At 35.6% G+C, this 15270-nt stretch carries 14 protein-coding genes and 1 pseudogene; 11 read left to right on the forward strand and 4 right to left on the reverse strand.

Annotation, left to right across the window (positions count from 1 at the left end):
* The first annotated feature begins 174 nt into the window (after positions 1-174).
* From V6256_RS13190 to V6256_RS13205, 4 genes are all read left to right on the forward strand, one after another.
* On the forward strand, positions 175-852 hold the full coding sequence (locus V6256_RS13190) for a hypothetical protein (RefSeq protein ID WP_341598692.1): 678 nt from the start codon (positions 175-177) through the stop codon (positions 850-852).
* A gap of 129 nt (positions 853-981) precedes the next feature.
* Positions 982-1671 carry a hypothetical protein gene (locus tag V6256_RS13195; protein WP_341598693.1) on the forward strand — a complete coding sequence of 230 codons (690 nt, stop codon included), beginning with the start codon at positions 982-984 and terminating at the stop codon, positions 1669-1671.
* Between the two features lie 121 nt (positions 1672-1792).
* Positions 1793-2506 (forward strand): Cthe_2314 family HEPN domain-containing protein, encoded by a 714-nt coding sequence (locus tag V6256_RS13200; RefSeq protein ID WP_341598694.1) that lies wholly within the window; start codon positions 1793-1795, stop codon positions 2504-2506.
* 501 nt (positions 2507-3007) lie between these two features.
* Positions 3008-3490 (forward strand): hypothetical protein, encoded by a 483-nt coding sequence (locus V6256_RS13205; RefSeq protein WP_341598695.1) that lies wholly within the window; start codon positions 3008-3010, stop codon positions 3488-3490.
* 302 nt (positions 3491-3792) lie between these two features.
* On the opposite strand, the gene V6256_RS13210 is transcribed toward V6256_RS13205, so the two are convergent.
* Complete coding sequence (locus tag V6256_RS13210) at positions 3793-4995, reverse strand: right-handed parallel beta-helix repeat-containing protein (protein WP_341598696.1); 1203 nt, start codon at positions 4993-4995, stop codon at positions 3793-3795.
* Positions 4996-5579: 584 nt separating this feature from the next.
* On the opposite strand from V6256_RS13210, the gene V6256_RS13215 reads away from it, so the two are divergent.
* From V6256_RS13215 to V6256_RS13230, 4 genes and pseudogenes are all read left to right on the forward strand, one after another.
* Positions 5580-6131 (forward strand): GNAT family N-acetyltransferase, encoded by a 552-nt coding sequence (locus V6256_RS13215; RefSeq protein ID WP_341598697.1) that lies wholly within the window; start codon positions 5580-5582, stop codon positions 6129-6131.
* Between the two features lie 128 nt (positions 6132-6259).
* Entirely contained in the window at positions 6260-6724 is a 465-nt protein-coding gene (locus V6256_RS13220; RefSeq protein WP_341598698.1) for an ASCH domain-containing protein, read from the forward strand.
* Positions 6725-6995: 271 nt separating this feature from the next.
* Positions 6996-7271 carry a hypothetical protein gene (locus V6256_RS13225; protein ID WP_341598699.1) on the forward strand — a complete coding sequence of 92 codons (276 nt, stop codon included), beginning with the start codon at positions 6996-6998 and terminating at the stop codon, positions 7269-7271.
* A 326-nt stretch (positions 7272-7597) separates the two neighbouring features.
* A pseudogene (locus V6256_RS13230) lies at positions 7598-7708 on the forward strand (transposase); the annotation flags it as partial.
* A gap of 137 nt (positions 7709-7845) precedes the next feature.
* Here the strand turns inward: V6256_RS13230 and V6256_RS13235 are convergent.
* The gene (locus tag V6256_RS13235) at positions 7846-8484 is read right to left on the reverse strand and encodes an SDR family oxidoreductase (RefSeq protein ID WP_341598700.1); all 639 of its coding nucleotides are present in this window, start codon (positions 8482-8484) and stop codon (positions 7846-7848) included.
* Between the two features lie 143 nt (positions 8485-8627).
* Positions 8628-9044: an MAPEG family protein gene (locus tag V6256_RS13240; protein ID WP_341598701.1), complete on the reverse strand. Its 417-nt coding sequence runs from the start codon at positions 9042-9044 to the stop codon at positions 8628-8630.
* A gap of 747 nt (positions 9045-9791) precedes the next feature.
* On the opposite strand from V6256_RS13240, the gene V6256_RS13245 reads away from it, so the two are divergent.
* A complete protein-coding gene (locus tag V6256_RS13245; protein ID WP_341598702.1) occupies positions 9792-11861 on the forward strand; it encodes a bifunctional metallophosphatase/5'-nucleotidase in 2070 nt (689 codons plus the stop codon).
* 83 nt (positions 11862-11944) lie between these two features.
* Here the strand turns inward: V6256_RS13245 and V6256_RS13250 are convergent, their stop codons facing one another.
* A complete protein-coding gene (locus V6256_RS13250) occupies positions 11945-12859 on the reverse strand; it encodes an ornithine cyclodeaminase family protein (protein WP_341598703.1) in 915 nt (304 codons plus the stop codon).
* Between the two features lie 236 nt (positions 12860-13095).
* Here V6256_RS13250 and V6256_RS13255 point away from each other — a divergent pair, with 236 nt between their 5' ends.
* Both V6256_RS13255 and grxC read left to right on the forward strand, forming a co-directional pair.
* Positions 13096-14508, forward strand: a complete 1413-nt coding sequence (locus V6256_RS13255; protein WP_341598704.1) for an esterase-like activity of phytase family protein — start codon at positions 13096-13098, stop codon at positions 14506-14508.
* Between the two features lie 397 nt (positions 14509-14905).
* Complete coding sequence (gene grxC, locus V6256_RS13260; RefSeq protein WP_341598705.1) at positions 14906-15169, forward strand: glutaredoxin 3; 264 nt, start codon at positions 14906-14908, stop codon at positions 15167-15169.
* The last annotated feature ends 101 nt before the right edge of the window (positions 15170-15270 follow it).

Raw genomic sequence — 15270 nt, forward strand, 5'->3', positions numbered from 1 at the left:
ATAGTGGATATTATTATCCAGAATTAAAGTGTCCGGTTCAATTAGACCAGAATACATATTGTTTTTGTGCTTAAAAAGCGTATATTTTAATAAATTAAAATATTCCGTGTATCCACCTTAAATATGGAATTATTCTGTTTAATATACTGTTATAACCCTAGTCGAAGGTGAACTGTGAACCCTGAATTAAAAGATACTCATAAGAGTATGCTAGAGCTTGGGTTAGCTGCTTTAGCTCATGCAAATTGGCATGCAAACTACTACAGTTGCGAAAACCATATGTGGTCACAATTGTCTGTTCTTCAGGCTGCTCATGCAGCAGAAATATTGATTAAAGCGCGTATAGCTCAAGAGCATCCGTTGTTGATATTTGAACAGTTGCCAAAATCTACACAGGTGAGCTCAGAAACGTTAGATTTTGCACATTTAGTGGAGAAAGCTAAAACAATTCAATACTTTGATTTGCCTGAACGTTTATGGGCTGCGACTGGAATAAAGTTACAAACTACTGATGTTTTCAAAAGTTTTGGTAATTTACGTAATTGCCTTCAACACTTTGCAGACCCCTGCGGGAGGGATTGCGCAGAAGAAACGATTCAGTTTATATATAAAGTAATAGACCCTTTTATAAATCAATGTTGGGGTTTATGCGCAGTCGACCATAACGAAGATAGTGAAAGACATATTTATTTAATTGAAAATTTAATTAGACATAACATCGAGTTTTTGGTGTCGGAAGAGGCTTTGTCAAGCCTACAGTATGTGCAGTTTGAATGGAGTGATAATCAAGCTTATAAGTATAAAACTCTTAAAAGGTTAAAAGAGGCAGGTTTCGATACAAAAGGGTTATAACAAGGCATTTAAACGGAACTAAAACAGTTGGTTAGGTTCCGCTTCGCTCTACATTATAACCAACAATTTTAGTCCGCTTAAGCTGGTGTTAGCTGAATGCTAAAATTTCAATTTTTAAAGTGGTAGTTAATGTTTAAATTATTATTAGTTCTTTTATTTCTAGCCATTGGATTTGCATGTGGAGTCGGCGTTGGAGCTATTTATGAGCTTAAGCCTGCAAAAGGTACTCTTACTACATCTGAATTAACTTCACTTATTTTTACAATTCTTGGCGGAGCCGGTGGCATCATAGCCACTGCAATTGCACTATATGCATGGGACCAATGGAAATCCCAACATAGGAAAGCTCAGCACTACGAAGCTAAAATAAACGCTTTACGCTTACTAAATATAATTGAACTTCAAGCTATCAATATGATCGTAATGCAGGCTAATCCATCTCACGAGAGGTTTTCCATAACGCGGTCAGAATTAATTGATACATTAGGAAAGTTAAATCTTGAGGTGATGTTAATAAAAAACTTTTCTGTACATCTCTCTGCTGAAGAGCAATTAGATATGGATAAATTAAGATTATTACCCGAAATATCTGCTGATATATTGAATTTAAAATTATGGCCTAAAGAAATTGATACTGTCGATTACTTGTCAATTTCTTCGTTTACAAACTGGCGTTATGAAAATTCAAAATCTTGGTTTTACTCTTTACCGCATGTGCCAAAAGGTGTTGGACTGAAAGAGATAAAAGTCTCGGTAATTAATGAGGGAATTAAAAGTATTTTAAAAGACTCTACTAAGCAATTAGTGAACTCCCTTTGAGTAATTCAGCTAACAATAGCTTCAAACGAGACTAAAACAGTTGGCTATTGTTCGTTCTTCACAAAATTATAGCCAATCATTTTAGTCTGCTTAAGCAGGCGTTATATTTTTAGGGGTACTTATGCACCAAATTAATAGAGAAATAATTTTAGATCCTGATAACCCGATTCAACAGGGAAAAATTAACCCCGCAGAGGGAAGTGTTGAGGTTACGACTTGTGCTGACATTTACATGCTTGATTGTGGAAAAGCCCTTTGCACAGTTGAAAACTCAATTCAAAGTGCAAAACTGTCTCTTTCTCTTTTATCGACTTCCGCCTTAGATTCGTTAGCTGAAAGTAACCGAGATAAAGCTGAATTTATTCAGTTATGGGTTGAAAATAGCATTATACGTGTTCAATCAATTTATGATCGAGTGCTAATTTTAGTAAACCGTATATTTAATTTAGGGTTAGCTAATGAAAGCATTACACATAATACTATTGTCTGTAACGAACACGTGAAAAATTATGACATAGATACTTTATTGAAGTCAGTAAACAAAAAATGCAACGAGTACCGTTTCATTCGAAATAGTGTAATTCATCACGGTCGCTACAGTGAAGAAATCTTAGATAACGTAACGCTGTTTTTAACTACTAGCCATCTTTCTGTTGAAAATGGAGGGGAACCTATTCTTGAGCAGGCTATCCTTGACCGTGTTGTAGATGATTACCTTAATACCAAGCAAAGCGAGTTAACAGAGTACTTGGATGAAATTGAATCTAAAGTTAGTACTCTTTATGATGCATTGATACCTATATATACGCAAAAAAAATGCTACTTGCACAAATAAAAATATAACAAAAAGTTTAAGTCGGATTCGCTAACGCGTGCTGATTTCGCTCCGCTCCACTTTTAGCACGCCCCCCTAACCACTTAACTTGGCGTTGACGTAAGATCGTAAAGATCGTAAAGATCGTGGATACCCATTAGTTGAAGACTATAAAACCAATTAATTACAATTTAAAGTCGGTGGATTTCCCTGTTTTACTTTTAATTAATGGAATACCTAATAAACACTCAAATGGGCGTTAAGCAGTTGGCTAATGCTCGTTTTTTGCAATTTTATCCAACAATTTTTCGTCGCTTAGTAAGACGGTATGTGTAAGGGAGTTATATAAAAAGATCGTGGACACCCATTAGTTGAAGACTATAAAATCAATTACAACTTAAAATCGATGGGTGTTCAGTTTTACTTTGTTGTTTTATTATTATTTTTTTATTTTATAGTCCGTTATTATCGTGAATTATGGATAATATACTGTAATGCTAAAAATTAAACTTAGGAAAATTAATGGAGTATTACGAACAGTTTAAAGCTCTTTTAGAAGAAGGTTCAAAGTTGGAAGGAGAAGTCGGTTTTTTCTTCACTAATTACACTTCAGCCATATTAGGAACAGTTATATTCTTGATGATGCTTTATTTAATATCTAAATTACCGTTCATTAAAGCAATTCATAATTATGCTATTTCAGAGAGTTCATTAGAAAGAGAAGATTCTGAATTCATCAAAATGTTTAAGTCGCCAAAAATTAGAATCGGATTAAATATTATATGCTTAATATTTTTAGTGATTATGATGTTTACATTTGCTCTTTTTGTTCTTTTTACTGTAAGTTCTCCTTTTCTAATTTGGTATAAAAAGCTGAATATTGCTCTTTTCGATGTGACAATGCTTTGTATTACACTAGCTGCAATTGAGCTCTGGGTCATTAATATATTGATGCGAATGAAGGAACAGACATCCAAATATATTCGTTTAGATTGTGAGCACTAGCATAATAAGGTTTAAAAGGTAGGATATTATCCATACAAGCTACTCAAACGAAGTAAGATCGTGGACACTGATTAGTTGAAAGGTCATAAATCAATTACAGCTTAAAGCCTATGGCTGTCCAGCTTTATTTTAGTTGTTTGAAATGCTCGATGAATAAAGCTGGGGCTTACAGATGATGCTGCCCAGTGGTTCAAAAGCAAGTGACAGATTAATAGGATAACGTTGGTGGTAACTGCTTATTATCCTCAAATATTGAGGTTATAAATAAACAGCTACACCATTTTTTATAGTCTTAAATTCAATTAAAACCCAGTGTACATTTTATCTTTATCTTCTTTGATTCGAGTATTGTTTGATACTGTGTTCGTAGTATCAACATTATTTTTCACTACCCAATGTGTTGGTTTTATATCATCATTCGTTTTAGCATTGTTTGCTTTACCGCCTGAGCCTAAAGGTAACGTAATGGTAACTGACACACTGCTATCATCATAATATTTGTCATCAAAGGTAACGGTATTATTGTGAATATCGTTGTAAGAACCCCAACCAGAAGATTTTTCATTTATTTCAAATGCATTTTCAAAATATTCATTATTGTTTTGATCACCAATGTTATATGCAGCTTCAGCATAATTACCTTTGAAATCTATGAAACTTAAGCCACCATTAAGAATGTCGTTCATGCCTTTAGCATCAAAAGTATTTCCAATAATATAAGCGTATGATGAACCTTCTTTGATATCAATATGCTCAGCAGTAACATTAGGACCAATTTTATTATTTAAGATTTGAGCATAATCAACAGCTGGATCATATTCAGAAGAACTACTACCGCCAGGCCATTTAGTATAATCAGATCCAATATAGACACCTTCACCATATTTTACGTTATAAAGCCCTGTATCATGGATATAAGAGTTTTTAACAATGTTATACTCACTGCCATCTCTCAGGTGAATTGCCGATTGTCCTACATTATATACTTCTACATTATCGATAGTCACATAATCAGCTTGGTCAACAGCAATTCCGGTTCTTGCACTATTCACTTTAATATTTTCAATATAGATATAAGAAATACCACCCGCATCTTCACCATCAATTGCTAAGGTAGTGCCGTTATTTTGATCTTCACCATTTAGATAAGGCATGTTAGATGTACTTTCACCTACAATCCAAATCGGTTTATTTTGCGTACCGCCTGTTTTTAATTTGAAATTGCCTCTATAAGTGCCCGATGCAATGACAATTTTATCACCTGCTGATGCATTATAAAGTGCAGATGTAAGCTCACTTGCACTGTCAACTTTTACAGTATTCCAAGATACTTTATCAAAGTTTAAAATCATTTCATCGCCAGTTGGCTTATAATTTTTAGCATAACCTGTTGATGAATCAATACCAGAAGATGAAGTAGCAGCGTTACTAAAGGGGAAGTATAGGCTCGAAATAGCAATAGCAATAGCAAACGAAAGCTTAGTTTTGGATAGTGTTAATGACATTAAAAAATTCCTTTTATTTTTAAATATATTAATAGGTATCTCATTTTTTGTAACAATTTAGTACAAAATTACAGGAGCGAATTCTTATTGGTACACTTAATGAGAATGATAGATATTAATCGATTCTATATTTTTTAAAAATCATATATTAATCACTTTAAAGTTAATTTCTTTGTTTTAATGATATATTTTATTTTTTTTATTTATTTATCAATGAGTTAATTATTTTCTTTTATTTATGATTTAATTGATCTAGATCAAGGTGAAAGTGTTTAGTTTGCTGTAATAAATTGTATTTTTAGATATGAAATTTATGTTTTAAAGAGGTTAGCAGTAAGGATTTACGTGATATTCCAACAAATAAGCGTAATTAACGGATTTGCAAAAAAGGTAGGACATCCAAACCTTTTGACTAACATTTAAAAGGAATCTACTTTTTAGCAAAAGATCTTGAATATCCATAAACTTTAACGTGTCATAATTGCTCTTCTATCTTTTAATGTTGTTGTTTTAAATGCTTAATATTGTTAAGTAATTATTTTACTTCACTAAATCCGACCTTATACCTCTAGGAGATATTAACCTTGAAAGTAATACCTCAGTTAGAAACTGAAAATTTAATTATTTCTGTTTTAAAACCGGATGATTTTGAATTACTTGTCAAATATGAAAGTGATAACTTTGGTCATTTAGCACCTTGGGAGCCGATAAGGCCTGCAGGGTATTTTGGCTTAGAAGAAACAAAAAAACGTGTTGCGTTAAACTTTAAAAGCTTTCAATCTGGGGCTGCTATTCCGCTTGTTGCCTTTGATAAAAGTAAGTCTGAGATTATTTGTGTATGTACATTTTCTAATATTGTTCATGGTGCGTTTCAAGCTTGTCATCTTGGCTACTCAATCTCAGAGAAAAACCAAGGTAAAGGGCTAATGTTTGAAATGCTGCAAGCATCAATACAGTACGTATTTACCGAATACAATTTACATAGAGTGATGGCTAACTATATTCCAACCAATACGCGTTCTGGTAAGTTATTGGAGAAGTTAGGGTTTGAAAAAGAAGGATTAGCAAAGTCTTATTTAAAAATAGCTGGTTCATGGCAAGATCATGTTTTAACGTCAAAAATAAACCCGAGTTAAGCTATTAGATAACAAAGGAACAAGTTGGTCTCATAATAGTTTTTTAGTCTGATTTCCTTTCATATTTTATCAAAGAATAACATGCCGCTTAAAATGGTGTGTTATTAAAAAATTACCTAGAGGGTTTCATGGAAGAACAATCTCAACTTTATTTAGAAAAATACCTGAATACTTTAAGTGATTCGGATCGCCAGAAGTATCACTCATTCAGTTCAGACTATTTTTGTGCTGATGAATATAACGCCAATTTATGTGCTGAATTAATCAAAATAGGTCAAAAGACAGCAACTTGTAGCCTGAGTCATTGGTATGACTCAGGTGAAGAGCCAATGCCAGCTGTTGGGCATTTAATGGTTGTCATTGATTGGGCGCGTAACCCTGTTTGTATTATCGAAATCGACTCCGTTGAAAAGTGTAAATACAATGAAGTAACTCCTGAGTTTGCTTATGCAGAAGGAGAGGGCGACCGTTCACTTGAATGGTGGAGAAAAGCACATTGGGACTTCTTTGTTAAAGAATGCAACGATTTGGGTATTGAGCCAAATGAAAATATGACGCTGGTTTTAGAGCGCTTCCACGTTGTTTATCAATAAGTAATATAACAACCACATTCAACCTAAAAGAGCTTAAACGCCAAATAATTAATCAAAATAAAACTAGAAAGTGAAGATTTAAAGTCATTGGGTAACCTGTATCTTGTTTAGCAGAAGCATGTTTCATTTTATATAATAATGAATCTATTTAATTAAATGGCTTGGCCGGATTATAAGTCAGCTCTGCAGGGAAAAAAGCAGTTTTACTCCTGTGTCGCTTATTTTAATTAACTATTTTTTATCTGTTAACTAGGTATAAAGGAGCTAACAAATGGATTTCGCATCACAATTAATTCCTGCTGTTATTATTCTCTTCGCTAATTTGTTAGGTGGCGATCATGAATCCAAACGTTGGGAAATAGTTACTGCAATGTTTGGTTGGACTACTGGGTGTAGTTTAATTTTGTACTTCATAGTTTTAATTTTATATCCTGAAACCGTAGTTCTTGACTACTTATTACAATTATTTAGCTTTAGTTTATTGACGGCATTGTCTAGAGATTACGAGCGCATTTTGAAGCCTTTATTTAACAAAAAGAACAAATGAAAGATCGTGGACACCCATAACTTTCACAGGTCATCATGACTCTATCTTTTAGTGATCTAGTTTTACATGCTAAGAGGTAGTTGTTATGACGCAGTCACGCCAATCTCAGGATACCTCTCACTATCATTGTATTTTCCGTTGTGTTTCAGTTGTGTACTGTCTTTTAACCGTTAATATGTGTTTTACGGCTTAGACATAAAAAGATAATGAAACTGCAATAAAACTACAAAAAGATCTGGACAGCTAACCCTTTGAATAATTGTCATCGTTAAACTACCTTTTATAAATGCGTGTTTTTGCTTTTTGTATTTAATAGGTAGTTTATTCTGACTCAATCTCGCCAATCACAACTATCATTATCTGATACACCTTATTATCACTGTATTTCGCGTTGTGCCCGCCGAGCTTACTTGTGTGGTGAAATAAATATACTGACAAATTTTCGTGTGATGTAAGCTTTAAGTGTCATTATTGAGAGAGCCTTAATATAGTGGCCCCCTTAATATCACTCTGTTTATCTTACTGCCTGTAACGACTAACTAGTACATATTTATTCGTCACAGGCATGCAGACTTTACGAAGGTAAAACTTCATCAATATTTTTACTACCGTTAAAAATTTCGGTAATAGCGCTTTTCTTAGGTGGATTTGTCACTGCAAATAACAGTGCTTTAGCCACGTCATCGCGCGTGATTGTCGCTTGTTCTTTTTGCTCTGGTCGCTGATTGGTAAACTTGCCCTTACCTGTGTCATTGGTAAGTGAACCGGGGCGTATTATTGAATAATGCAAACCACTGTTCATTAGGTGTTCATCTGCCATATGTTTGGCTACTAAATAGGGATGCATGTTTTCTGGACCTTCTGATGGGTCACCGGCTCCAATCGAACTGACCATAGTGAAATGCTTTACATCGTGATTTTTTGCATAATTAGCTGCTCTACAGGCTGCCCATAAATCGATTAGTATGGTTTTATCTGCGCCAGTATGGCCACCAGAGCCTGCTGCAAAAACGACATTTTCACAGTCTTTAAACGCGTGTCCAAAGTCTTTGTTAAGATCTTCTTCAACAATGGTTAGTTTGTCATTATGTATATCTGATAGTTTGCTTTTATCACGTACCAAAGCGACTACGTGTTGATCGTTATCTAGCATCAATTGTGTGAATTTTTTACCAATTTGACCACTTGCGCCAATAATTAATGTCTGTTTCATTTTATCTCCTGCTCAGTTTCAAGATTAGGTTTATGTTATTAAAAATAATGCGTAACGTTGTTATTGAGAATTTACTTATGATGAGTTTGCTTGTTTTGATGTTAGTTATTACCTCTCGTCATTTTTTACTTTAGAACTTATGATTAGATAAGTCTTAGAGCCAATATCACTAACATAACTATATTTGCCGCTACACCAATCAAAAAGAAGTAGGTACGTGGACTCGGGTTCTTTTCAGTTGCAATGGTGTAGTACAGCGTCATGTACACAATTCTGGCGACAAGGTAAGTCCAAATACAAATAGCAAAAATAGGACTTTGTACGTTAAGTACAAATGCTAATAGCACTGTACCTACAAATAACGCACTGTTTTCTAGGGTATTGTGGAAAGTACGATGCGCTCTGAAAACAAAACTATCGTGAGATAGATTTTCATCAATTTTCCCAGGGACTGCATTGGGTTGCTTTGACTTATTAAAGGTGGCAATTGCCCACTGAATGAGTAACATCACTAAATATAAATAAAACGCTATGTACCCTGTGTAAGCAATATCGTTCATCTTTATTTTCCTTTTCATCAATTCAGTAACATGGGGTTTGCAATTACTGTTCCAATTTTAACTTGTTGATTTAAATGCATTAATTTATTTATTAATTAAAATATACATGGAATAAGTTCAGAGGGGGTGTAAGATTTACATAGGTAAATGATTGTTTGTTAATGGAAATCTTCTATTTAATGAAAAGAAAAAGATCGTGGACACCCATAACTTTCACGGGGCATCATGACTCTATCTTTTAGTGGTGAAGTTTTACATGCTAAGAGGTAGTGGTTATGACGCAGTCACACCAACCTCAGGTATCGTTATCTGATACTTCTCACTATCATTGTATTTCCCGTTGTGTTTCAGCTGTGTACTGTCTGTTAACCGTTAGTATGTGTTTTACGGCTTAGACATAAAAAGATAATGAAACTGCAATAAAACTACAACAATCAGTTGTAATGATGCTTCCCAATATTTTTATCTTCCAATGTTATTAATTTAAATAACCCTTTCTCAGGGAAGAATCAATGCACTAGTTATATTTTTAAAAAATGCAGTTTTAAGCCTTAAACCGATTGAATAATTGAATAATTGAATAACCAAGCAGGTCAATCAATAATTTTTTAGAGTTAAAATACAAATTTTTTAAAAAAAATGATGCATCTTTCACAAAGTGAAGGTAATTTAAACAACAAGTTGACTGCATGGTCAGCCAAATGGAATGAATATTAACAATATATTAAATTTACTAGGGAAAGAATAATGCAACAGCCATATTTTAAGAAACGTTACCTATCACAAATTGTCACCTCTGTTTTAATCGCCGCATCACTCACAGCTTGTAATAGCGATAGTGATGATAATGACACGGTTGACACCTCAAATTATACGTTACAACTATTACATATGGCCGATATGGATGGCTCAAATGCAACAGCGCTGGACAACGCGGGTAACTTTGCAAGTAATGTCGATGCATTACGTAATCAATACCCAGATAACACTTTATTTTTAAGCTCTGGCGACAACTATATTCCTGGCGTGCGTTATGTTGCTGGTAGCGACGACTCTATGAGTAATGTTGATGGGGTAAACGTACCAGGTAATGGTCGTGCTGATATTGCAATGGTTAACGCAATGGGGTTACAAGCCTCTGCTGTAGGTAACCATGATCTTGATGGTGGTACTGAAGAATTTGCTTCAATTATTGACGTTGATGGTACTTACCCAGGCGCACAATTCCCATATCTAAGCTCAAATATGATTTTTGCTGACGATGAGAACACTGCTCCATTAGTGGTTGAAGATGGCTTAATCGCAAGTGATATTCCAAACAGCTTAGCATCATATACAATTATTGAGGTAGATGGAGAGCAAATCGGTATTGTCGGTGCAACAACTCCAACCAATGAAATTATTACTGATACAGGCGATATCACAGTACTACCTGCGAGTGATGATACCGCCGATCTTGCCGTGTTAATTCAAGCGAAAGTAGATGAACTAACTGCTCTAGGTATTAACAAAGTTATCCTATTAGCGCACATGCAAAGCATCTCTATCGAAGAAGAACTAGCAACACTACTCACTGACGTAGACATCATTGTGGCTGGTGGTTCAAATACACTACTTGCAGATAGTAACGACCGTTTATGGGATGGCGATGTTGCTGCGGGAGAATATCCTGAATTATTTGAAGATGCAGATGGTAAAGATGTCGCTTTAGTAAATGTTGATGGTGACTACAAATACCTTGGTCGCTTAGTCGTTGAATTTGATGAAAATGGCAACATTATCGTAGATTCAATTGATGATGAAGAAAGTGGTTCATACATCAGTGATGAAACAATGGTGACATCATTATCTGGGGAAGCGAATACAGATGTTGATAACATTGTTTATGCTGTGAATGACGTGATTATCGCATCTGAAAGTAATATTGTGGGTCATACTGATGTGTTTATAAACGGACTTCGTACTTCGGTACGTTCTGAAGAAACTAACCTAGGTAACCTAACCGCTGAAGCAAACCTTTGGTATGCAAACCTGAATGATAGCGTTGATACGCAAATCTCTATCAAAAATGGTGGTGGTATTCGTGCAGAAATTGGTTATGCAGCTTTTCCAGCAGGCTCAACAAGTGCTGAAGATCTAGAGTACTACCCACCAGCTGCTTACCCTAAAGCAGGTAAAGAAGAAGGTGATATTTCTCAGTACGATTTACAAACAGCTTTATCTTTCAATAATGAATTAACAGTATTACAAGTAACTGCTGTACAGTTAAAAGAGATTGCAGAACATGCTGTATCTGATGTAACTGGTGGTCGTTTCCCACAAATATCTGGTATGTCATTAACCTATGATGAAACACAAACCGCACGTGAGTTTAGTACGGTTACAGATGAGGAAACGGGTAAAACTACGTTAACTCAAACTGTTGCAGGTCAGCGTATTCAAGAACTAAGCGTTGATACTAACGGTGATGGTGAATATGACTACACGGTTGTTTCTGATGGCGAATTAGTAGCTGAAGAAGACATGACATTCTCTGTTACTACACTGACTTATACTGCAGAAGGTGGTGATGGTTACCCATTCCCATGTACAGCAGAAGGCGCAGACTGTGGTGCATTGAATACAGACTTAACTGAGATCATGACAAGCGCAGATCCAGGTAACTCAAACTTTTCAGATACAGGTACCGAGCAAGATGCATTAGCAGAGTACTTATTATCAGAATATCCAAATGCTGATAATGCTTATAATGAAGCTGATAGTATTGCAGATGAAACAGTGATTGATGAACGTATTATTCGTAGTGAATCGCTATAAGTTTAGTGATTAAAACATGATCAAAAACCGCCTTCGCTAGGCGGTTTTTTTATGCCTAAACTAAATACCTTTTTCAGGTCACCTTAGTTCATCGACATAATGTATAAAGCGGTCATTAAATCAAGGTGTGCACCACCTCCATTTTTGAATAAAGTTATTTCTTGATCTGTTTTTCGCCCGATTGCACCGTTACACAATTGATAAAAATCAGCAATAATGTCATCTTCTTCAATAACGCTAGCTTTTAATGGGGTCGCCAGTTCACCAATATCATGTACTGCCGTTTCTCTTGCATCTACAAAAATACGAGATTTAATTAAAAGTGAGTCATCGGCTTCTCGCATATCTGGTCTATATGCACCGATTAAATCAACGTGTGTACCAGGTTTGACCCAGTCTCCCATGATAAAAGGGGAGGTTGCCATCGTCGAACTCGATATAATATCTGCATTGCTTAAGGCCGTTGAAATATCTTGAATTGCTACGGCTTGTTTTTCTGTTGCTAATTTTTGCGCTTTTTCAAATGTGCGATTCCAAATCTGTACTTTTTCTAAATTTGGAAATAAAGCGCGATAGGCATCAATAATTGACGATGCAACAGCACCTGCACCAATTACGGTTAATACCTTGCTGTCAGGCCTTGCGAGTAATTTGGCTCCTAAAGCTGAATCACCGGCGGTTTTCCATTTTGTAACGAGTTTTCCATCAATAATGGCTAGCGGTATACCAGTTTGGTCATTAAACAGAGTGAAAATAGCATGGACACTAGGGATTGCAGGCGACTGTTTTGCATTATCTGGAAAAATGGTTGCTGTTTTAATGCCAATCCCTTTATTTTTTATCCAGGCAGCGCGGCTTAATAATGCGTTATCACCATTTTTAAATAAAATATCGTCTATATCAGCACGTGATGCTTTGTGTCCATTGCTTAAAGCGGCACAAAGATCTTGCCATTTCAACTTTGATTCAACATTTTCTGCATTAATAAATGGGATCATGATAAGAGCCTTATTTGTTTTTTAAATATAATATTAAGTGAAGTGTTAATACTATCATTAAGATCGCAAGATCGTGGACAGCCATAAACTTTATATAGCTATATATAGTAACGACAAAATACCCACTGCTAAACTCGTTTCGGTTCAGTGAGTTAAACCTGTTTGTCATATTCATTAAACTGTCATATTCATTTTGTACCTTAAGATAATAAAATAAATTTATCTTAAGGTTTTTCATGTTAAAGAATAAAACGACTTTAGTCCGTGCGTTGTCTGCGGCTTTATTATTTAGTGCTTTTGGTCAGGTGACGGCTGCAGAAATGGATTCTGTTTTTAATGCTTTTCCGAAAGAGGGCAGTCCATTACCTTATTCGGTTTTACGTGCTGACTTACAGGATGCCAAAACACAGTTACCGCTTGAAATTCGTAATGGTGGTTACGGCTCTGCGATGACCGCTCATCCTACCGAGAAACATCAGTTTTATGCTTTAACAGACCGTGGGCCTAATGCTAATCATCAAGGTGAGTATGGTAAAGGTAAGAGTTTCCCGGTTGCCGATTACACGCCGCGTATTGGTTTATTTGAAGTACAAGCGAATGGCAAGGTTGTACAATTAAAAGAGATCCTATTAAAACGTCCTGATGGTCGACTTATTTCTGGTTTGCCTAATACCTCTGCATTAGGTGGCACAGGTGAGACGCCTTATCACGCTGATGGAAAACCTGTCTTAGTTGATGATAACAAGCCGTATGATGCAACAACCAATCCGATTAAATTGGATGATTATGGGTTAGATGGTGAAGGCTTAGTGGCGCTAAAAGATGGTTCATTTTGGGTAAGTGATGAATATGGACCACACATTGTTCATTTTGATGCGAATGGTGTAGAGATAGACCGTATCAATGCCTTTAAAGACGATAGTCGCGCTTCATTACATTTGCCTGCTGTGTATCAGCATCGTCGTGCTAATCGCGGTATGGAAGGCTTAGCGATTACGCCTGATGAAAAAATGCTGGTGGGCATTATGCAATCAACGCTGAAGAATCCTGATAAAGCGGCACAAAAGGGCGACCTCACGCGTATCGTGACGTTGAATTTAAGTAATGGTGAAACAGAACAATATTTATATCGCCAAGAGAAGCTGGAGAATGCAAATTCTGAGATCGCAGCATTGACTGATAATAAATTCTTAGTGATTGAGCGTGATGGGAGTTTCTTGCTTGGTGGGCCTCAAAAAGCCAATCCAGATGCACAAAAGCAAGTTTATCGTATCGACTTAAGTAGCGGAACTGCACTGTCAACGATTCCGTTATCTTCATCTATCACGCAAGATGAAAGCCATGGTTTGTTAATTGATGGGTTAACACTAGAGCAATATGTGCAGAAAAACGGTTGGGATGCATTAGCGCAATTAGGAATTAAACCTGTCTCTAAAAAGCTGGTGGTCGATATGGTTAAAGAAGTCGCTTATAAACATGACAAAATGGAAGGGTTATGGGTGATTGATGATCAGCATTTAGGTGTGTTAAATGATGATGATTTTGCGACTTGGTCAACGGATGGCAAGTTAGAGCAAAAGTATTTAGATAAAAATACCGTCGATGCGAATCGTTTATACATCATTAATAAGAACTTACTTGCAGAGTAATATTGGCGTTCAATTGCCTTTAGCAAAGGACGTTGGCTGATAGTATTAGCTGCACTTTTTAAACTGTCAGGAAGGGTGAATAGCTAGCCTGATAGTTTAAAAGTACAGCTTATGGCTACTGCATTAGCGACTGGTATTTTCAGCGCTATATTTTAATCGAAGCTCGTGGATTCTAGCACATTTAAGTCACCTCTATCGAATACTCTCTTACTAGCCCTATTACATTAAAAGACTAAAATCCCTCCTAAAAAAACTCACTTTTGTAATTTCATAAAAAGACGATTGATGTACAAATTCGATACTTTTGCACGTTGTTGTATTTTCAATAGTCATCATAATAGCACCATCGAAACGAAACATAGATAAAGCATCAATCAAACAAGGCGAAGATGATCTTATGACTAAAATTGAAATATACAGCAAAGGCTATTGCCCATATTGCAAACAAGCAAAAGCGACATTAAACAGTTTAGGTTTAGCATTTGAAGAGTATGAAATTACGGGAAACGACAAATTAACACGTGAAATGCAAGCGCGTAGCAAGCGAAGAACGGTACCGCAAATATTTATTAACGATCAACATATTGGTGGCGGTGATGATTTCCATGAAGCTCTACGTAGTGGGGCATTAACACATTTATTAAATCAGAAAATAGTTTAAAGGATAATGTCGTGGACACCCATTAACTTTGACGGGGTATCATTACTCTTCTATCTTTTAGTAATGTAGTTTTACATGTTAAGGGGTAGTTGCTATGACGC

Source organism: Psychromonas aquatilis (genome assembly GCF_038155185.1).
Classification (GTDB): domain Bacteria; phylum Pseudomonadota; class Gammaproteobacteria; order Enterobacterales; family Psychromonadaceae; genus Psychromonas; species Psychromonas aquatilis.